Annotated in this window: 17 protein-coding genes; 10 read left to right on the top strand and 7 right to left on the bottom strand. The window is 67.5% G+C overall.

From position 1 onward, the window contains the following. Positions 1–318: 318 nt before the first annotated feature. Both AB4Y42_RS33855 and AB4Y42_RS33850 read right to left on the bottom strand, forming a co-directional pair. On the bottom strand, positions 319–2,151 hold the full coding sequence (locus AB4Y42_RS33855) for an ATP-binding cassette domain-containing protein (protein WP_368696572.1): 1,833 nt from the start codon (positions 2,149–2,151) through the stop codon (positions 319–321). 32 nt (positions 2,152–2,183) lie between these two features. Continuing rightward, positions 2,184–3,029 (bottom strand): extracellular solute-binding protein, encoded by an 846-nt coding sequence (locus AB4Y42_RS33850; protein WP_368696614.1) that lies wholly within the window; start codon positions 3,027–3,029, stop codon positions 2,184–2,186. 222 nt (positions 3,030–3,251) lie between these two features. Between AB4Y42_RS33850 and AB4Y42_RS33845 the strand changes: the two genes are divergently transcribed. The 3 genes from AB4Y42_RS33845 (at position 3,252) to AB4Y42_RS33835 (ending at position 4,777) form a co-directional block, all read left to right on the top strand. Beyond that, positions 3,252–3,680, top strand: coding sequence for a molybdopterin-binding protein (locus AB4Y42_RS33845; protein ID WP_368696571.1), 429 nt, complete (start codon positions 3,252–3,254; stop codon positions 3,678–3,680). 28 nt (positions 3,681–3,708) lie between these two features. After that, on the top strand, positions 3,709–4,314 hold the full coding sequence (locus tag AB4Y42_RS33840) for a nitrogen fixation protein NifQ (protein WP_368696570.1): 606 nt from the start codon (positions 3,709–3,711) through the stop codon (positions 4,312–4,314). 139 nt (positions 4,315–4,453) lie between these two features. After that, positions 4,454–4,777, top strand: a complete 324-nt coding sequence (locus tag AB4Y42_RS33835) for a winged helix-turn-helix domain-containing protein (RefSeq protein WP_133183914.1) — start codon at positions 4,454–4,456, stop codon at positions 4,775–4,777. Between the two features lie 52 nt (positions 4,778–4,829). Here the strand turns inward: AB4Y42_RS33835 and AB4Y42_RS33830 are convergent, their stop codons facing one another. Both AB4Y42_RS33830 and AB4Y42_RS33825 read right to left on the bottom strand, forming a co-directional pair. Next, positions 4,830–6,149 carry a DUF2325 domain-containing protein gene (locus AB4Y42_RS33830; protein ID WP_368696569.1) on the bottom strand — a complete coding sequence of 440 codons (1,320 nt, stop codon included), beginning with the start codon at positions 6,147–6,149 and terminating at the stop codon, positions 4,830–4,832. 152 nt (positions 6,150–6,301) lie between these two features. Beyond that, positions 6,302–6,883, bottom strand: coding sequence for a hypothetical protein (locus AB4Y42_RS33825; protein WP_368696568.1), 582 nt, complete (start codon positions 6,881–6,883; stop codon positions 6,302–6,304). A 233-nt stretch (positions 6,884–7,116) separates the two neighbouring features. On the opposite strand from AB4Y42_RS33825, the gene AB4Y42_RS33820 reads away from it, so the two are divergent. The 6 genes from AB4Y42_RS33820 to AB4Y42_RS33795 all read left to right on the top strand — a co-directional run bounded on the left by AB4Y42_RS33820 (position 7,117) and on the right by AB4Y42_RS33795 (position 13,984). Beyond that, positions 7,117–8,385: an MFS transporter gene (locus AB4Y42_RS33820; RefSeq protein ID WP_368696567.1), complete on the top strand. Its 1,269-nt coding sequence runs from the start codon at positions 7,117–7,119 to the stop codon at positions 8,383–8,385. Positions 8,386–8,552: 167 nt separating this feature from the next. After that, complete coding sequence (locus tag AB4Y42_RS33815) at positions 8,553–9,017, top strand: zinc-finger-containing protein (protein WP_368689150.1); 465 nt, start codon at positions 8,553–8,555, stop codon at positions 9,015–9,017. Positions 9,018–9,227: 210 nt separating this feature from the next. Continuing rightward, entirely contained in the window at positions 9,228–9,626 is a 399-nt protein-coding gene (locus AB4Y42_RS33810; protein WP_368689151.1) for a hypothetical protein, read from the top strand. Positions 9,627–10,509: 883 nt separating this feature from the next. Further along, positions 10,510–10,680, top strand: coding sequence for a hypothetical protein (locus AB4Y42_RS33805; RefSeq protein WP_368689152.1), 171 nt, complete (start codon positions 10,510–10,512; stop codon positions 10,678–10,680). Between the two features lie 206 nt (positions 10,681–10,886). Next, positions 10,887–12,635, top strand: coding sequence for an ABC transporter permease (locus AB4Y42_RS33800; protein ID WP_368696566.1), 1,749 nt, complete (start codon positions 10,887–10,889; stop codon positions 12,633–12,635). Positions 12,636–12,649: 14 nt separating this feature from the next. Beyond that, positions 12,650–13,984 (top strand): AAA-associated domain-containing protein, encoded by a 1,335-nt coding sequence (locus AB4Y42_RS33795; protein WP_069261521.1) that lies wholly within the window; start codon positions 12,650–12,652, stop codon positions 13,982–13,984. Positions 13,985–14,068: 84 nt separating this feature from the next. On the opposite strand, the gene AB4Y42_RS33790 is transcribed toward AB4Y42_RS33795, so the two are convergent. From AB4Y42_RS33790 to AB4Y42_RS33780, 3 genes are all read right to left on the bottom strand, one after another. Then, the gene (locus AB4Y42_RS33790) at positions 14,069–14,467 is read right to left on the bottom strand and encodes an FKBP-type peptidyl-prolyl cis-trans isomerase (RefSeq protein WP_368696565.1); all 399 of its coding nucleotides are present in this window, start codon (positions 14,465–14,467) and stop codon (positions 14,069–14,071) included. Positions 14,468–14,544: 77 nt separating this feature from the next. Continuing rightward, positions 14,545–15,006 (bottom strand): cupin domain-containing protein, encoded by a 462-nt coding sequence (locus AB4Y42_RS33785; protein WP_368696564.1) that lies wholly within the window; start codon positions 15,004–15,006, stop codon positions 14,545–14,547. Positions 15,007–15,251: 245 nt separating this feature from the next. Next, complete coding sequence (locus AB4Y42_RS33780) at positions 15,252–18,158, bottom strand: mechanosensitive ion channel family protein (protein ID WP_368696563.1); 2,907 nt, start codon at positions 18,156–18,158, stop codon at positions 15,252–15,254. A 434-nt stretch (positions 18,159–18,592) separates the two neighbouring features. Between AB4Y42_RS33780 and AB4Y42_RS33775 the strand changes: the two genes are divergently transcribed. Next, the gene (locus tag AB4Y42_RS33775; protein ID WP_368696562.1) at positions 18,593–19,882 is read left to right on the top strand and encodes an MFS transporter; all 1,290 of its coding nucleotides are present in this window, start codon (positions 18,593–18,595) and stop codon (positions 19,880–19,882) included. The last annotated feature ends 1 nt before the right edge of the window (position 19,883 follow it).

The following is a 19,883-nucleotide window of genomic DNA, read 5'->3' as shown; positions in this document are numbered from 1 at the left end:
CGATCGGCTGCGGAAGTTTCGTGATCCCGATGGACAGGAGAACCTGGTTCCAGCGCGCAAGATTTTCCTGGTAGTCCCAGGTTAAGGGATGCGAATATTGCCGACTACCAGGTGTTCGCAGTCGAAACCTTGCGTGCTCGAGCGCGAGATGCCAAAAGGTGAGCGTTTTCGGGAACCGTGAGCAACGGTGCGAAATGGCGTATCGAATCGCTAACCGTTTACGCAAAAAGCCCCTTTAGCCGGGGCTTTTTTGTCATCGGCCGCGACAACGGTGCAGGTCCGTCGGCGCGAAAGGTGAGCGTTTTCAGGAGGCGTGAATCAGGCGCCCTGCGACGCCGGCCAGGCAAGCACGGCGTTCGCGTCGATCGAGAAGCGCAGCTCGCCGGTATGCGATGCCGGCGCATCTTCTGCGGCGATATCGAAGGTTTCTCCGGTGATCTCGACGGTAACGTAGCGGTCGCCGTGACGCAGCGACGTCCCCGCAATACGCCCTTGCCAGGCGCCTTCCTGCGTCGCGACGAGCGCGCGCGGCGAGACCCGCCACATTACGCGCGTGCCCACCGCAAGCGAGGTATCTGCGCAGGGCAGGCGCAGTCCCGTCGGCGTTTCGATCGCGCCGCCGGCACGCACGATCCCCTCGCCGACGTTGTGCAGGCCGAGCAGTTCGGCCACGCGCAGTGTGGCGGGCCGCCGGAACACGTCGGCCACGGTGCCCGCCTGCAGCACGCTTCCCTGTTCGATCACGAGCACTTCGTCGGCGAGCAGCGCCGCTTCATCGGGGTCGTGCGTGACGATCACGGTTACCGCGCCGACTTCGCGTTGCAGCGCCCGCAACGACTGCTGCAGACGGCGGCGGCGCGGCGTGTCGAGCGCGGCGAACGGTTCGTCGAACAGCAGCAGTTGCGTGTGCCGCGTGAGCGCGCGCGCGAGCGCTACGCGCTGGCGCTGGCCGAACGAGAGCTGGCGAGGCAGGCGTTCGGTGAGCGTGTCGAGGCCGAGGTGCGCGAGCCAGTAGCGTGCGCTGGCCGCGTCGGCATCGACGGGAAACGCGAGTTGCTGCGCCACCGTCATGTGCGGGAAGAGCCCGTAATCCTGCGGCATGTAGCCGATCTGGCGGCGCTCGGGCGGCAGCGCGCCGAGGTCGGTTGCCCCAAGCGTGACGGAGCCCGCGTCGTTGCGCTCGAGCCCGGCGATGATGCGCAGCGCGAGCGACTTGCCCGAGCCCGAAGGGCCGATGATCGCGAGCCGGCGCGTTTGCGGCTGCCACGCCACATCGAGCGTGAATGCGCCGAGTTGCCGGCGCGCCGCGAAGGCGAGACGCAGGCCGGCGTTTTCGGCCGCGGTGGCGGCCGGCGTGATAGCGGTGAGTTCGTCGCCGTTGTCCACGTTCACCGCCAGCGTCGAGCGTGCGCTGCGGCTATAGACGGAGAGCACCGCGCAGATGATCGCAATGCCGAGCGTCGGCAGCAGGAGCGGCATCATCGCGGGCAGGCCCTGGCCGCCGAACACGACGTAGGTATACACAGGCAGCGAATACGGGTGATACGCGACCATCACGGTCGCGCCGAATTCGCCGAACGCGCGCAGCCAGGCGAGCGCGAGCCCCGCGCGGATGGCGGGCCACGCTATGGGCAGCGTAACGCGAAAGAAACGGCTGGCGGCGTGATGGCCGAGCGTGGCGGCGACGTCGTCGTACACGGGATCGACGGCGCTGAACGCCGAGCGTGCCGCGACGATCAGGAAGGGCGCGGCCACGAAGGTCTCGGCGAGCACGATGCCCGTGAAGGAGTCGGTAAGCGAGCCGCCGAAGAGCTGGCCGATGCCGCTATACGGCCCGATGAGAAACAGCAGCAGCACACCGCTCGTGAGCGGCGGCAGCGCGAGCGGCAACTGCACGACGAAGCCGAGCAGGGCAATGCCGCGCGCGCGCGAACGCGCGAGCCAGTAGCCGAGCGGCACGCCGCCCACCAGGATGATGAGCGCGGCCACGCTCGCGCTCGCGACCGAGACGCCCACCGCCGACCAGGTGGCGTGCCAGTCGACGCCGGCCCAGTCCGCCTGGCCGATCTGCGGAAGGCTCGCAACGAACGGCGCGCACAGGTAGACCGCGAGCAGCGCGCCGAGCCACCAGAGCGGCTGGGAGCGTTTCACGGCAACCTGTTCGGCACGTTGCGGGGCTTGTGTCATTGCTGTGCGGCGTCGATTACGGCTTGCACCGACGGCGGGATCGCCTGGGTCTGACCGTTGACGGCAGGCTTCGTCACATCCACGCCGTGCTCGGCGAGCAGCTTGCGGCCTTCTGCCGAGAGCAGGAAGTTCACGAAGCGCGCCGCGCCGGCGCTGTTGGGTGCGTCGTTGAGAATCGTGAGCGTGTAGTTCGCCTTGATCTTCAGTTCGGGCGCGGGGTGGATCGCCGGAATCTTCAGGTCGGACGTTTCGGTCGAGTAGAAGAAGCCCGCGTCGAGCTGACCCGACTGCAGACGGCCAACGAGCGTTTCTTCCGGCAGCACCTGCTCGGGATTGTCCGGCGTGCCAAGTGTTTTCTGCACGAGGTCAGGCTGGTTGTACGCCTGCGCGGCCTTCGTCATGAGCTCGACGGTGAAGGCGCCCTTCGGGTCGAGCTTCGGATCAGTGCGGCCGAGGCGGATGCCCGGTTCCTGCAGCACCTGATCCCACTTCTTCGTCTTGAAGTCGCCGGCGAAACGGCTCTTCGGGTTGTAGCCGATCAGGAGCGGCGATTCGGCGAAATTCACGTACCACGTAACGTGATTGCCGTTGGCCTCGCCCGTCAGGCTCGCGTTGACCTTCGGGCTCGCACTGATGAACACATCGCCGCGGCGCAGCTTGCCCTTGATCTCATTGGCGATCTTGTTCGAGCCGGCTGCATAGCCCTTGAAATGCAGGCCCGTTTCCTTTTCGAACGCGGGGCCCACGCTCTTCTCCATGAGGTTCACGAGCGAGCCTGCATAGAGCACGTTGACATCGGATTCGTCGGCGAATGCGTTGGTGCTCGCACCCATCGCGCCCATCACACCGCTCATCACGACGACTGAAGCCACCAGCTTGCGGATAAACATGTTCGATACCCCGTGCGTTATAAAGGCCAATATATTACGATGGACTGCTGTATTCATGTGCTGATTCAAATGGCTATTTTGGTGATCAGTGCGCGTGCGCGTCACACTGACACGGCTAAACTGTCAGTCCAGTCTTTTCCCGGCTCATTGTCCTGTTCAATTGTGGAGGACCTCATGCGTACCAGCGCCCGTAACCATTTCTCTGGTCAGATCAGCGCGGTCAAGGCCGGCGCTGTCAACGACGAAGTCACGCTGCGCGCCGACGGCGGCCTCGAGATCGTCGCGATCATCACGCATGGCAGCGCCGCTTCGCTGGGTCTCGCCGCTGGCAAGCCGGCCTTCGCGCTGGTGAAAGCATCGTCGGTGATCCTGATGGTCGACGGCGACGCGAGCAAGGTGTCCACGCGCAATGTCGTGGCGGGCACGGTTTCGTCGGTTACGAAGGGCGGGGTGAATGCGGAAGTCGTGCTCGCGGCGCCGGGCGGCGCGCAGATCGCGGCCATCGTGACGAACGACAGCGTCGATCGTCTCGGCCTCGCGGCGGGCAAGCAGGCTGCGGCGCTCTTCAAGGCATCGAGCGTGATCGTCGGCGTAGACGGTTGATACGCGGCTTCGGTCGCAGGTGAACGCAATGACTCAAGGCAGTCAGGACTCCGGCGCGCCGCCGCGCAATGTCGATGCGCTGGCCGCCGCGCGCAGCGACGCCCTGACGGGGGCGCCAGAGGCGCCGCGCACGCCCGATGCCTGGCTCTTCGCACGGCTCGTCGCGGCGCGCGAGGTGCGCGGCGAATTGCCGTTGCTCGGTCTAACGCGCGCGCAGATCGACGCGCTCGGGGCGCGGCACTTCGTGTGTGCGGTGACGAGCGAAGCGCCGCACACGCACGTGATGGCCGATGCGTCGCAGGCTGCATTCGCCACCGCAATGCATGACTTTCTCGTGGCGCTTGCCGCACCGCAAGCAGACTCCGACGATGTGCGTTGCCTCGCCGCGATCATTGCCCACGCGTGCCTGCGCCCCGATCATCTGTGGCGCGATCTCGGCCTGCGTGGCCGCGATGACGTGACAGGCATGCTGGAGCGCTTTTTCCCCGAAGTCGTGGCGCGCAACGTGGAAGGCTTGCGCTGGAAGAAGCTGCTGGCGCGCGAACTCGCGCTGGCATCGGGCGCCACGCCGGGCCCGGCGCCCGGTTGCCCCGGCTGCGAGGACTTCGGCTTCTGTTTTCCTGCTGGTCATTAGCCATCCAGAGGGGAACGGGGTGCGGCACGCATCGTGTATCCTTGCGCGCATGACCAAGTCCCCCAACGACCAACCGCGCGCAGACGCTCGCGTGCCCGCCCAGGCGCAGCAACCGGCCCGACCCGAGGTGCGTTTTCGCATGCGCATCATTCAGGACGGCACGATCGCGCTCGGTCCAGGCAAGGTGTCGCTGCTCGAGGCCGTTCGCGAGCATGGCTCGATCTCGGCTGCGGCGCGCAGCATGAACATGTCGTACCGTCGCGCGTGGCTGCTGATGGATGAACTCAACCGCGCGCTGGAGTCGCCGGCCACGGTCTCGGAGCATGGCGGGCAGAGCGGCGGCGGCAGCATGCTCACGCCCGTGGGCGAAGAGATCGTGCGCCTGTATCGCAGCATCGAGGCGCGCGCCGCGGCGGTCTGCGAGGCCGAGATCGAAGCACTCGTCAAACTCGTGAAATCCTGATGCGATCTGACGTGATGTGACGCGGCGGCGCACTGCCGCCAACGCCAGGCGCCTAGCCGTGGCGCAGGCAGAAACGCGAAACGGGCACCGCCGCAAGCGTCGGCGTCGTGTTCGCATGTAGCCGCATCATCAACTCGACGAAGCTGGCAAGGCTCGCCGTGCGCAACGGGTGCCACGTGACCTGGTGGCGTTCGCACACGCGCTTGAGCGTGCTCATCGAATCGTGGTCGATGCAGTCGACGGGAAACACCGCGAGATCCGCGTTGGCGAGCGCTGCGGCGAGCAGGCCCTTGCGATCTTCCATGCCGCCGTCGTGCACGGTCAGCTCGCCTCCCGCCGACTCCACCCAGCGCCTGAGCGCGTGATTCGAACCCGGCCTGCCACCCACGTAGACGATCCGGCGCCCCTTGAGCGCATCCTCGGGCAGCGCGCGTTGGGCCTGCGGGTCTTCGTGCGCCTGCGTGGTCTGCTCCATCGCGTGGACTTCGGCGCGCAAGGCGTCGATCAGCGCGTGGGCTTCGTCGAGCTGCGCGCGCAGCGTGTGGAGCGCGGCGGCATCGGCATGCGCGCGCTGCTCGGCGATCTCGCGGCGGCTCGTGTGCAGCGCGACCCGCGCGTCGCGTGCCGCGAGCGCTTCCTGCAGCGCTTCGAGCTGCGCGTGCTGCGTCGTCGTCTCGCGCTGCGCCGCCAGTTGCGCGGTTTGCGCATCGAGGGCATGGCGCGCGGCGTCGCGCTCACGGCTCATCTCGTGCAGACGCGCTTGCTGGCGCTCGATTTTGGCCCGGAGTTCGGCGTTTTCTGCTTCCAGCGCCACGAGGCGGCGCAAGTCCGCGCGATTGGCCGCGCCAACCAGGTGCGAGAGCATGTGCAGCTCGCCGAACGCGGCCTGGCGCACCTCCATCGTCGTGGCCGGATGTGTCATCACCGCCCAGTACGCGGGCGGGATGTCGCCGTTCGCGAGCGCTTCGTTCCAGAGCGCGAGCACGGCCTGCGTGTCGCGTGCACTGGCGAAACGGCGCACCGCGCCGGCATAGCGTGTGTCGAGGGCCTTTTGCAGTGCCTTGCCGCCCGCGCCGCCTTCTATCGCCAGCTCGACCGCGGCGTGGTGGATCTCGAGATCGCTCGCGCGCTGGGCGTCGAGCCGGGTAAATTTCGGGACGAGCTTGCGCAGCTCGTGCGTGCTCAGGCACGTGCCGATGATGGAGCAATGCAGATGGGCGTCGAGTTCGACGAGGCGCGTGCGCTGCCGCGCGCGGGCGAATTCGGCTTGCGAAGGGCCGCAGCAGTCTGCGCTCGTCAGGCCGCGCAGCGTGGTCTCTTCGGCGGGTATGCCGCCCGGCGTGCGGGCGAGGCGGAACGGCGGTGCGTGCATGGTGACCTCTGATCCACTGCGGAACGCGGGGCGGTGCATGGGCGCGTGCGGCGGCTGTGCCTCGACCCGGCCAGGCGCCCCCGGCTAGGCGCGCCGACAGCGCAATATACCATGGAATATAACGAAGGCCGGATGGCGGCCAGGGACACGGATCAGGCGGCGGGTTCGCGCACGAGCGTCGCTTCGACGGCGGTGGCGGTGACGGCTTTGGTCACTGAGCGGCCCGCGGCCGCCTCCCGTGAAAGCGTTTCACAGTGCGCTTCGGCCGCGTTGGCATGCTGCGCGAGCACGTGCTCGACGCCGAGCCCGACGAAGGCCGCATCGAGCCGCTCCAGTTCGGCCACGGTGCGGCGCAGCGCTTCGGTATCGAGACAGAACGCGTCGCTGAAAAGCGCATCGCGCGTCTTGTCGAGGCGGCGCGCGTCGCGAATCGCGCGCTTGAGTTCGCGCTGGTGGGCGAAGCGGGCCAGATCGATGCGCCGAGAGAGCGCGACGAGGAGCGGTTGCAGCGACGCCCCGGCTGGCGCCGCGTGCGCGTCACTCATGCCGCGACCGTCAGCGCCTTCGCCACGCGCGAGCATGCGCTCGAAGCGCTCGATGCTGTTGCGCAGGCGCCGGAACGCGTCGATCAGGTCGCGGATCAGTTCCGCGCGCTCGTGCCCTGACGCGGGACGCAGCGTCGTGATCGTGGCCGCGAAGCCGTCCGCGCCGGCCCGCGCGGGTGCGCGACGCACCCGCCGTATCGATGGTGCCGGTGTTGCGCTTACGAGGCGCCGACTACTCGCCAATTCCTGCCTCCGTCTGCTGGATGGTCGTTCGATGTATTCTATAGGATATAACGATTCAGAGAGGGAGCGCATGAATCGCGCGGCCCCGTGTTTCTGTGGCGCCACGTCGCATGAACTAAAATTCCCCCTTCGCGCCTCGTTGCGCACGCACCCGATTTTTCGCTTTTTCCCGCTGTTCAATGACCACACCTTCTCCGGAGGCGGCGTCCGACGACCCGCCCAGCCTTTCGCGCAATCGCGGTTTCCAACGCTTTTATGGCGCACGCGTGCTGTCGTCGCTCGCGTTCCAGATGCTCGCCGTCGCCATGGGCTGGCACATCTACGCGCTCACGCATAGCGCGTTCGCGCTCGGTCTCGTCGGCCTCGCGCAGTTCCTGCCGATGTTCTGCCTCACGCTCGTCGTCGGCCACGTGGCGGACCGCTACGACCGCAGACGCATCGCCTCCGTCTGCCAGCTCATCGAATGCGCCGCCGCGCTGACCTTCGCGGCCGGCACCGTCGGCGGCTGGCTGAGCGCGCCGCTCATCTACGCGCTCGCCGCGTGCGTGGGCGCAGCGCGTGCGTTCGAGTCGCCCGCCATTTCGTCCTTGCTGCCGGGCGTCGTGCCGCGCTCGCAGCTGCCGAACGCGACCGCGTGGTCGACCTCGGCGAACCAGACCGCGAACATCGTCGGCCCGGCGCTGGGCGGCCTGCTGTACGGCATCGGCGCGACGCCGGCCTACGCGGCCTGCTCGCTCGCGTTCGCGGCGGCGGCCACGCTCTCGGGCACGATCCCGCTGCGCGCGAAACCGCCCGCGCGTGCGCCCGTCACGCTCGAGTCGGTGTTCTCGGGCATCGCGTTCATCCGTTCGCAGCCCGTCATTCTCGGCGCGCTGTCGCTCGATCTGTTCGCGGTACTGTTCGGCGGCGCGACGGCGCTCTTGCCCGTGTTCGCCCGCGACATCCTGCACGCCGGGCCCATCGCGCTCGGTCTGTTGCGCTCGGCGACGGCCGCGGGCGCGCTGGCGGGCTCGATCTGGCTCGCACACTTTCCGCTGCGGCGCCGGCCGGGTCTTGCGATGTTCGGCGGCGTGATCGTGTTCGGCTGCGCGACGATTGCGTTCGGGCTCTCGCACAACATCGTCGTGTCGCTGATGGCGCTGGCGGTGCTGGGCGCGTCGGACGTGGTGAGCGTGGTCGTGCGCACGTCGCTCGTGCAGCTGCGCACGCCCGATGAAAAGCTCGGCCGCGTGAGCGCGGTCAATTCGCTTTTCATTGGCACGTCGAACCAGCTTGGCGAGTTCGAGTCGGGGCTCACCGCCGGCTGGTGGGGCGCGCAGCGTGCCGTGCTGGTGGGCGGCGTGGCGACGATCTGCGTCGCGCTGCTGTGGATGCGGCTCTTTCCGGCCCTGCGCGACACGCGCTCGCTCGAGCGCGAAGAGGCGCACGCCACCGCCAGCGCGAACTGATCGCGCGCGGCCGCCTGCGGCGCCCCGTCCCGCCGCTGCCGCGCGCCGGGGTTTGCCGTTATCCTTGCTCCAGGGCCCGCTCGCCGCAGCGGAAGTAGCGGACCGCCGTTTTTCTCATCCACCCATCAAGTCATGCATCCATCGACCATCGCCCCGAGGAGCGCCGCATGCGCGTAGGCCGCCCCGTCAAGGCGCTGCCGCAGCCGCTGTGCGACTACTGCGGCGCGAAAGCGGTGCTCGCGCGCTTTGCCGACGAGGCCTACCCGTATCGCGACGATCATGGCCCGCTCTGGGTCTGCACGCCCTGTGAGGCCTGGATCGGCGTGCCCGCGCGCAGCACGCGCAACGTCCCGCTCGGCCGGCTTGCCAACGCCGCCCTGCGCGACGCCAAGAGCCGTCTGCACGACGCGCTCGAACCGCTGGTGGCCGCGAAGATGCGGCGCGACAAGGTCAACGCCTTCGAAGCGCGCGGCAAGGCCATCCGCTGGCTCGGGGAGGAGCTGGGCTTCGACCTGCCCAATCCGTCGATCCACCTCCTGAGCCTCGAGCAGTGCGAGCAGGCCATCGCCCACATCGAGGCGTTCATGGCCGCGCGGCGCGCCGAGGGCAGGGGCGAGCGCGAACCGCGCTGAGCCGGCCGCCGCCAGCCGCTTGCCCGCCCATCAGGCGATGCGCGGCGCATGTCTGTCACTGATCGTTACATTCGATTTGAGGGTCGGCGCTTAACCTTCGGCGCGCCGTGCCGTTATTGCACGGAACAGACTCTTACTTGCCCTTCCATGGCCAGGACCATCCCTTTTCCGCAGCGCTCGCAAGCCGGTCGCCCCCGACGCAGCAAGTCGATGCTGCTGCCGATCCCGCGCGCGGTCGCCAACGAGCTCGCGCTGCAGGTACATCTCGCGCTCGCCGCGCTGCGCCGCGGCGGCACCGGCGCCGACGCACGCGCCTTGCTCCATGCTCACGTGCTCGCGCAATCGATTGCGGAGGCCGGATATGGCGTGCTCGAACCGGAACAGGTGCGGGCGGCCGATGCCGCGCTGATCGCCTGCTTCGAGCGCGGCAACACGGGCGGCGGCTGGCAGCTGGACGAAGCGGGCTTCGAGGCGGTTGCGCAGCTCGTGAGTGTGTACGACCGGCAGCTGCAAGGCGCGCCGCTGTGGGCGCTGACCGAGGCAAGCGAGCGGCTCGAGCGCATGGGCGCGGGCGATGCCAGCCAGCAGGCCTTGCGCAAGAGCGCGTGACGTGAGGGATGGGGCACGTCGGGTACGCCCCTTGCGGCGAGGTGGAATGACCGTCGCCGCACAGAAGCAGTGGGCAGCAGGCAGTATGGTGAAGTGAACGATCCCTCTTCGAAAGACGAGCCGGATCGAGGCGATGGACGGAAGGCCGCCGGCGATGTATCCCCAAAAAGTGCATGGCCGCTCCGGTCGAGCCTGGGATGCGCTGGAGCGAACCTGGGGCGAGCCCGACGCGGGCCGCCGGCGGGCGCTGTGGCGACATTGGCACGAGATTTGACGCGGGACGCGAATCGTGTTGACTTCGGACAGGTGGCGCGCCTAAAATTCGCCCGTCTTAACAAAAGGGGCTGACGCCTTGGACAGTAGCAGTTGTCGATCTTCGAACAGTTTCGCTGCCTGACCGGCAGGACGTCCGCGCTCCCTTTCTTTCAGCCGCCGTCTTGCCAGCCAGGCAGATGGTGCGCGTCCAGCAGTAAATCCTCGTGCACTCTTGAATAGCGTCGACCGACGCCGCAGCGCCTTGACCGTATCAAGCGCCGCGGATGGCCGACATCGCGCCGTAAGCCCGCCCTGATCGATGTGCGCTTGCGGCACGGTTCGTTCGTTGCGCCCTGCGCGCGACGCGCGGATCGACACATGCGCGCTTTGCAGCCCTTGAAGCCGCTTCGCGTTCGAGCCACCGGCTCGATGCAAGCCCTGGGGTCAGCCGCCGTGACGATAAGGAGTTCCGATGTCTGACAGTGACAGTTATCCGTTATGCCGCTTCCTTTTGAATTGCACTGAGGAAAGCGGGCAGACGCGAGCCGCCGCGCGCTGAACGAAGCGCTCTGCCGGGTCTGCTGGCTTTCCTCCTCAACGCGTCCCCCGCGACGCCAGGAGAACCAGTATGAACTTCGGCCTTCTTTTGCCGCATCTGTCGCAACTGCAGCAAACGCAGCACACCCTCCATCCCGATGTGCTCGGCGCGCGTGAGCGTGCGAGCGCCCCGCCGCCCTGCCGGGAATCGCAACTCGCCGCGCGCTGGCGAGACCTGCGAGCGCGCGTGTTTCGGGTCTGAATCAGACAAGCAGTAACGGATCCCCGCGCGTATGCCCAGCCGGCCGGGCCGGCCCTACGCGCTGCGCGAGGGATTCGCGCAATAACTCATCGCCGGTGCTTCGACATGAACCAGTTCAACCACACATTGCGAACGACCCGCCGCGCAGCGCGCGCCTGCGCCGGCGTGCTCGTGCCCACGCCTGTACTCGCCAACGGAGGCCGCTAATGGAGTTCAGCTTCAACCTGAACCGCACGGCCAACGCCTCGGCGTGGCGCGTGCTGCCGAACCGCTGGGACTTCGTGGCGTTCCCGCTGATGATCGGCCTGATCGCGATGGCGGCCGTGGGCTTTCACGAAACGATGGCGCCCATCGCCACGTTGAAGGCGCAGCCCATCTCGCTCGATCCCGCGAACCTGCCCGAGTACGCCATGCGCACCACGCTGCGCATGCTCGCGGCGATGGTGGCGTCGCTGATCTTCACGCTCGTCTACGGCACGCTCGCGGCGAAGAGCCGCCGCGCGGGCCAGGTGCTCGTGCCGATTCTCGACATCCTGCAGTCGGTGCCGGTGCTCGGCTACATCTCGTTCACGGTCACGTTCTTCCTCGCGCTGTTTCCCTCGCGCGTGCTCGGTGCCGAACTCGCGGCGATCTTCGCGATCTTCACGAGCCAGGCCTGGAACATGACGTTCAGCTTCTACCAGTCACTGCGCACGGTGCCGCGCGATCTGGACGAAGTCTCGCGAAGTTTCCACCTCACGGGCTGGCAGCGCTTCTGGAAGCTCGAAGTGCCGTTCTCGATGCCGGGCCTCATCTGGAACATGATGATGTCGATGTCGGGCGGCTGGTTCTTCGTGGTGGCCTCCGAAGCCATCACGGTGGGCAACAACACGATCACGCTGCCGGGTGTCGGCGCGTATCTCGCACAGGCCATCACCGAGAAGAACCTGCACGCGGTGGGCTGGGTAATTCTGGCGATGACCGTCGTGATTCTCGCCTATGACCAACTCCTGTTCCGCCCGCTCGTGGCCTGGGCCGACAAGTTCCGCATGGAGACGACAAGTTCTGGTGATGCCCCCGAGTCGTGGCTGCTCGACCTGATTCGCCGCACGCGCCTCATTCACCGCCTGCTCGTGCCGATGGGCTTCCTGCTCGCCACGCTCGCACGCGTGCCGTTCCGAGTGCAATTGCCGAAGGCGCTGCCTGTCGTGACCACGGTAAGCAAGCGCTCGCGCATCGGCGACATCGTCTGGGCCGTGCTCGTGATCGCGCTGACCGTGTTCGTGTTGTGGCGCGTGGTGGCCTATGTGCGCACGGGCGTCACGCTCGATGAAGTCTGGCACGTGTTCGTGCTCGGCCTCATCACGCTCCTGCGCGTGCTGCTCTTGATCGCCATCGCTTCGGTGATCTGGGTGCCGCTCGGCGTGCTGATCGGCCTGCGCCCGTCGCTCGCCGAGAAGGTCCAGCCGCTCGCGCAGTTTCTCGCGGCGTTCCCGGCGAACCTGCTGTTCCCGGTGTTCGTGATCGTGATCGTGCGCTTTCACCTGAACCCGGACATCTGGCTCTCGCCGCTCATCGTGCTCGGCACGCAGTGGTACATCCTCTTCAACGTGATCGCGGGTGCCAGCGCGTATCCGAACGACTACAAGGAAGCGGCCACGAACTTCCGCATTCGCGGCTGGCAATGGTGGAAGAAGGCCATGCTGCCGGGCATTTTCCCGTACTACATCACGGGCGCGATCACGGCTTCCGGTGGCGCATGGAACGCGAGCATCGTCTCCGAGTTCGTGCAGTGGGGCGACACGAAAGTCGTCGCGCATGGCCTCGGCGCGTACATCGCACAAACGACCGCCGCCGGCGACTTCCCGAAGATCATTCTGGGCATCGCGATGATGTCCCTGTTCGTTACGTTGTTCAACCGCGTGCTCTGGCGTCCGCTGTATGCCTACGCCGAGTCCCGGCTGCGCCTCGATTGAGATGGAGTGACATTATGCTGAATCCGAAAATCGTCTCATCCGATCTGCTGCCGATGCGGCCCGCTCCCGGCCAGGAAGTGCTCGCCGTCAAGCATGTTTCGCGCGGCTTCGCGAAGAAAGAGGACGAGCGCCTCGTGCTCGACGATGTGAACCTCACGCTGCGCGAGGGCGAGATCGTCGGCTTGCTGGGCCGTTCCGGCTCGGGCAAATCTACGCTGCTGCGCATCATCTCCGGGCTCATCGAGCCGACCGAAGGCGAGGTGAACTGGCTCGGCAAGCCGCTCGAAGGACCCGCCGAAGGCGTGTCGATGGTGTTCCAGACCTTCGCGCTATTCCCGTGGCTCACCGTGCTGCAGAACGTGGAAGCGGGCCTCGAAGCGCAAGGCGTGGGCGCGCGCGAGCGGCGCGAGCGCGCGCTTGCGGCCATCGACCTGATCGGTCTGGACGGCTTCGAAAACGCGTATCCGCGTGAGCTTTCCGGCGGCATGCGCCAACGCGTGGGTTTCGCTCGCGCGCTCGTGGTCGACCCGACGCTCCTGCTCATGGACGAGCCGTTTTCCGCGCTCGACGTGCTGACCGCCGAAACGCTGCGTACCGACCTGCTCGACCTGTGGACGCAAGGGCGTTTGCCGATCAAGTCCGTGCTGATCGTCACGCACAACATCGAGGAAGCGGTGTTCATGTGCGACCGCATTCTCGTGTTGTCGTCGAATCCGGGGCGCGTGTCGGCCGAGATCAAGGTGCCGTTCAAGCATCCGCGCAACCGTCTCGACCCGGCGTTCCGCAAGCTCGTCGACGACATCTACGCGAAGATGACGGCGCGCGAAGCCGCCGAGGCCACGACTCGCCGTCTCGAAGTGGGCAGCCGTCTGCCGGACGTGTCGACCAACATCATGGCGGGTCTGATCGAGACGCTGGCGGCCGCGCCGTATCACGGCCGCGCCGACATGCCGGAAATCGCGCGCTCGCTGCATCTGGAAGTCGACGACCTGTTCCCGATCGTGGAAATGCTGCAGCAGCTCGGCTTCGCCGACGTGCGCGAAGGCGATGTGCTGCTCACGCCGCCCGCACGCGTGTTTGCGGAGATGGGCACGCAGGCGCGCAAGCTCATGTTCGCCGACCACCTGCTGCGCAACGTGCCGCTCGCGGCGCGGATCAAGAAAGTGCTCGACGAGCGGCCCGGCCATCGTGCGCCGCGCGTGCGCTTCGAGCAGGAGCTGGAGGACGTGCTTTCCGATGTCGACGCCGAAGAAACGCTCGATACCGTGATCGAGTGGGCGCGTTACGGCGAGGTCTTCTCGTACAACGACCAGTCGGAAATCTTCAGTTTCGAGGACGTCGAGGCGTAACGCCTGCGCCCTTGCAAAAACAAGAACGGGCGGCGAGGGTGACACCTCAACCGCCCGTTTTTTTGCCTGCAGAATCTGCTGGCCTTACTGGCCGATTCCGAGCAGCTCGATTTCGAACGTGAGGTCGCTGTTCGGCGGGATCGGGCCGACCGCGCGATCGCCATAAGCGGTCGCCGCCGGGCAGGTCAGCTTCGCCTTGCCGCCGACCTTCATCTTCTGCACGCCCTGGGTCCAGCACGGAATCACGCGATTGAGCGGGAAGGTCGCCGCCCCGCCATGCTTGTCGGAGCTGTCGAATTCGGTGCCGTTCGCGAGCGTGCCGCGATAGTTCACGCGCACGACGTCGGTGGCGGTAGGCTGCGGACCGGTGCCTTGCTTGATGTGTTCGACGACGACGCCCGACGGCAACTTGTCGATGGGGTTGGCGGCGAACGCGGTCGTTGCAACGGTGGCAGCGGCGACCAGGGCAATCAGTGATTTCATGAGATGTCCTCGTTGAATGGCAAATCGATTATATCGGGCGCGCCGCCTGGGTCCCGGTTCGCTGCCGGTATGGCATTTCAGGCGCCGGTGTACGGCGTGCCGTCCTTGTGCAGAAACCGCCCGTCACTGCTGGGGCTGATCATGTCGACGTCGGAGCAGGTGATGACGTCTGCCGGCGAACGTGAGCCGACTTCGAGATACACGGCGACGCGATCCGACCGGTTGATCATGTGGTGCCCGTTACCGGAGTGCTTCGCAAACGCCGCGCAGTCCCCCGCGCGCAGCACGGTTTCGCCATCGTCCTCGATCAGGGTCAACTCGCCTTCGACGACGTAGACGAATTCGTCTTCGTCCGAATGCCAGTGACGCTGGCTCGACCAGTTGCCCGGCGGCAAGTGCATGAAGTTGACGCCAAAGTCGCGCAGACCGCCGGCGTCGCCGAGCCGCTGGCGGATACGCTCGGCGCATGGCGCGTCGAATGGCGCGGGATAGCCGGTGCCCTGACGCTTTGGCACGCTCGCGATGTCGATCTTCGGCATGGACGACTCCACAATTTGCGAAGGCAGAGGCAAAGGTGAGCTTCTTCGGGACTCACCGCGCCGCGCGTGCGGCGCACCATGCCACCGCTCGCAGACCCTTGATTAGACGGAGAACTTTACCCTGCCAGCGTTGCGCCGCGAGGTGGCTTGCGGCGTATCGGTGAGACTTTTCGGGAGATCGGCCGAGTGAAGCGACGGGTGAGGCCGGCGCGCGTAAGGCGCGCACCGGCTAGTGTGTCGATGCATCAATTCGGCTTGCCGCTCGACGACCCATTGCCGTCGCCCGAGGCACCGGCGCGGCCAGGGCGCGGCTTGCCGCCTTGCGAAGCCGTCTTCGAAGCGCCGTGCGCCTGCGCCCGCGCGCGATCGTTGTCGGTGGCGTCGTCGTCGTGATCGTCGTCGCCATACGTACGCCCTTCGACATCGTCACCGCGCGCCATGCCGATGAGGAAGTTGCGCTGCGGATTCGCCAGTTCGATGCCGCGTTCCGTGAAGCGCAGCAACACGCGCTTGTTGAACTCGCGCTGCACGCCCCAGCGCGCCGAGTCCTTGCACTGAATCTGCCCGACGAGCGTCACGGCCGCGCCATCCACCTGATCGACGCCCCAGTAGGCGAAGTCGCTGAGAATGCCGTTCTTGAACGCGTCTTCCTTGCGGATCTCGGCGCCGATGTCCTTGAGCGTGTCGATGGCGCGCTGCAGATCCACGCCATGCGCGATCTGCACCTTCACCGCCGCGTTGCCGATGCCGCGATTCGTGTTGTTCACCGTCGTCACCGAGCTGAACGGCACGGTGTAGAGCGAACCGTCGCCGCCGCGCAGGCGCACGGTGCGGATCGAGAGAAACTCGACCGTGCCCGAGACGCCCGCCACCGTCACCCAGTCGCCCACCTGCATGGCGTTTTCCGTCAGCAGGAAGATGCCGGTGATGAAGTCCTGCACGAGCTTTTGCGAGCCAAAGCCGAGCGCCACGCCGAAGATACTCGCGCCCGCAATCAGCGGCGCGGTGTTCACGCCGAGCTGCGAGAGCGCGGTGAGCCCGACCACGACGAGGATCGACACGAGCAGCGTGGTGCGGAACATCGGCAAGAGCGTGCGCAGACGCGCGGCGCGCACGAAGTCGCCCGCGTCGGTCCAGGCGTTCAGGCGCCGCTCGGCCGCGCCGTTCGCAAACTCCCAGATCGCGACGGCGGCAATGACGGCGATCACGATAGTGAGGAGTGCAGAGCCCAGCAGATGCCCCATCGGCGCGAGCGCGAGAATGCGTGCGGGACGCAGGCCCCAGACGTGCAGCAGCAGGTCGAGCGTGACGATCCAGATCGCCACGACGACGATGCGTCGCAGCGCCGGGTAATAGCGATACGCACGGCGCTGGCCGAAGCTCATCTTCTCCTGATCCTCGCGCAAGCCGAACGCGCGGCTCAACGCGCCGAGCAGCACGATGGCGCTCACGCGCGCGGCGAGCAGGACGACGAGCGAGAGTCCACCGGCGCGCAGCAGCGCCGCGTAGCCGCCGCGCAGATCGAGCGCCCAGACGAACCAGAGCGCCAGGACGACGAAGAGCGCGACGCCAACCCAGATGTCGGCAAACCATTGCATGAACCAGGCATACGAGCCATGGCGCGCGGCGGCGGCGCGCATGGCGTCGGCCACGGGGCGGCGCAACTGCAGGATCATCACGGCGAGCGCGAGGTGGCCGACCAGCGTGACGACCTTCACGAGCGCGAGATGCGCGTCCTCGGTCATGCCGAGCGGCACCGCGCCGCCGATCGCCCCGCCCACACCGCCGATCACGACGATGCGTACGAGCCAGCGCTGCGCGTAAGCGGCCCAGTCGTCGGGCAGCGGCACGAGGCGCAGCGCGGCGGCGTCGGGGGCGAACAGCAGCTTGCCGAACATCACGATCACGCGGCAGATCACGTACGTATCGACGATCTGGCCCACGGCTTCGGCGGGCGCGGCGTCGTCGGGGCCGAAGAGCGACAGCACGCCCGCGGCGCACAGGCCGAAGGCGACCACGGGCACGACTTCGAGCAGCATCACGAGCAACGCGCCCGGCAGACGCTGCAAGAGGCGCCAGTGATGCGCCCCACGCAGCGCGTGGTACGCCTCTTTCGCGCGGTCCGCGGCGGTCTTCGGCGTGGCGCCGGCGTTGTCCTCGGCTTGCGCCGCGACCACGGTGGCGCGCGCTGCGGCGTTGGCGCTGGCGTTCGCGTTGGGGCCGGCGTTCGGGTCGCTGTCCTTATCGTCCTTGCCGTCCTTGCCCTCGGCCGGTTCCATGCCGGCGGCTTCGCGCAGGGCGTCCTGTTCCGCGTCGGCCTTCGCATCGGCGGCTTTCGCCTGCGCGGCGAGCGCGAGGCTCGTGCCCGTCGCTTCAGGCGTTTGTGGCTGCGGCGTCGGTGTGCCGCCTTGCGCGGGGCCGGCGTCCTCGCGCTGTTTCGCGGCCTGATGCGCGGCAATGGCGCGCTCCGGCGTGGCGACGACGCGGCGCAGCAGCGTGGCGAGCGCGAGCGCGGGCACCAGCGTGAGCAGCAGCACACGCAGGAGCGCGAGCAGCAGCGCGTGGCCTTCCGGCGTGTTCAGGTGGTCCTGCCACCAGTTGCGCGTGGACCAGAGGCCGAGCAGCGTCGCGAACGTATGGTTCAGATGCTGGCCGATCGTGCGTGCGCCGTGCGCGGCGTGATCGGCGATCTGCACGACCAGACCGTTGGAGCGCAGTGCGCCCGCGAGCGGCGCCGAAGCGGGTGTGGCCGCCGCCGCGCCGGAGGCCGCGGCGGGCGCACTGGCCGGCGCGCTCGCCGAGGGGGGCACGGCCAGCGCGCCGGCGGCGGCGATGGCGCGCAGCGTGTCTTCCATGTGGCCGCGCTGCACGGGATCGTCGAGAACCTGCAGGGCGGCTTGCGCCTGGGTGGGCGTGAGCGCCACGGGGGCGGCCGGGTTGGCCGCGTTGGCGCTAGTGGCGGGCGCGGCAGGCTGGGCGGGATGCGCTGGGCTCGTGCCGGGCCTGAGCGCTTCGGCGACGGTGGCCGGTGTCGCCGCCGCCGCACTCGACGCGCCGAGCGCTAACGTCAGGCCGGCGGAAACGGCGAGGACGGCAACGAGAGCATGCAGGCTCGACGCGCGCGGGAACCGAAAGGCAGAAGAAAGGGACATCCTTGTCATTGGCTTACGGGTCGCGACTGCGGCGACCCTTCAGTGGCGGCGGAGGAAAAGACAGCGGGACGAAACGCGCGGCGGGAAGCGCGTTGGCGCGGCGCACAGCCTGCCGCCGCCCGATTCGTCGGAACGTTCGACGCGCTGCCGCAAGTTTGGTGCCCACTTTGTGGGTGGGTGGCCCGCATGGCGTTTGCGGAACCGCCAAAAACGGCGCGGCGCGCGAAACGTGAGTGCTGACTATGCCGGGAGTATGCCTCTTTTACCTTACGAACGCGGATGAGGTGCGCACGCCGGGGCGCCGATAAAAGGGACGCTTCAATGCCGTGCGGTCTGTCGCCTACGCGGGTTTTGATCAGTGGCGCGTGCGCCCGCGCGAGTGCTACCGTTGCACGGTCAACATTCAGGCCCGCCAGAGGCCGACGAGGAGAGCCATGAACAGCGTCAGCATGACCGGAGTGCGCAAGGGCAAATTGAGCCGCACGCAGTTGATCGTCGCCGCAACGATCGGCAATGCGCTCGAATTCTTCGATTTCACCGTCTACAGCTTCTTCGCGCTGACCATCGGCAAGCTGTTCTTTCCCACCATGTCGAGCTACGGGCAGTTGCTGGCCTCGGTGGCGACCTTCGGCGTGGGCTTCGTGATGCGGCCGCTGGGCGGCGTCGTGATCGGCGCGTATGCCGATCGCGCCGGACGCAAGCCCGCCATGACGCTCACCATCTTCATGATGGCGCTGGGCTGTATGCTGATCGGCCTCGCGCCCACCTACGCGCAGATCGGGGTGGCCGCACCGGTGTTGATCGTGTTCGCACGCCTGCTGCAGGGGTTTTCCGCGGGCGGCGAAGTGGGCGCTTCCACCACGCTGCTGATCGAGGCGGGCACGCCCGTCAATCGCGGCCTGCTCGGCAGCTGGCAGTTTGCGAGCCAGGGAATGGGCGTTGCGCTCGGCGCATTAACGGCCGGACTCCTGACGACTTTCCTCGCCGCCGACACGCTGCTCGCCTGGGGCTGGCGCGTGCCTTTCCTCATGGGCGTGGCGATCGCGCCGCTCGGCATGTGGATTCGCCGGCGTCTGGACGAGCAATTGCCGCAGCAGGCGAGCGTGGTGCGCATGCCGGTGCTCGCCGTGCTGCGCGACCACTGGCGGCGCGCGGCGCTCGGCATCCTGCTGACGATCGGCTCCACGGTCACGGCCTATGTCGTCACGTTCTATATGCCGACGTATGCGATTCACGAACTGAAGGTGCCCGCGCCCACGGCCTTGCTCGCAGGGCTCGTTTCCGGCGTCGTGACCTTTCTGGTGGCGCCCGTATCGGGCCTGCTCTGCGACCGGTTCAGCCGCCGCGCGCTGATCTTCTGGCCGCGCGTGGGCGTCTTGCTGTCGATCTACCCGGCGTTCCTGTGGCTCGCGAGCGGCCCGGACGCCACGCGTCTTTTGATCACCGTAGGCGGCCTGAGTGTGCTCCTGGGGCTGCAGGCCGCGCCGTCCATCACCATGCTGCCCGAGATGTTCCCGCGCGCGGTGCGCGCGACGGGCATGGCGATCGTCTATGGCATCGGCGTGGCGATTTTCGGCGGCTTCGCGCAGACCGTTGCCACCTGGCTCGTGAAGAGCACGGGCAATCTGCTCGCGCCTGCGTGGTACGTGATGGCGTGCGTGGCGATCTCGTGCCTCGCGTTGCCGTTTATTCGCGACCTTACGGGCAAGCCGCTCGAGGACTGAT

The sequence above is a fragment of the Paraburkholderia sp. EG286B genome (assembly GCF_040965655.1).
Lineage (GTDB): Bacteria > Pseudomonadota > Gammaproteobacteria > Burkholderiales > Burkholderiaceae > Paraburkholderia.
The sequence above is the reverse complement of the archived record's forward strand: the minus strand, read 5'-3'. Positions and strand labels throughout refer to the sequence as shown.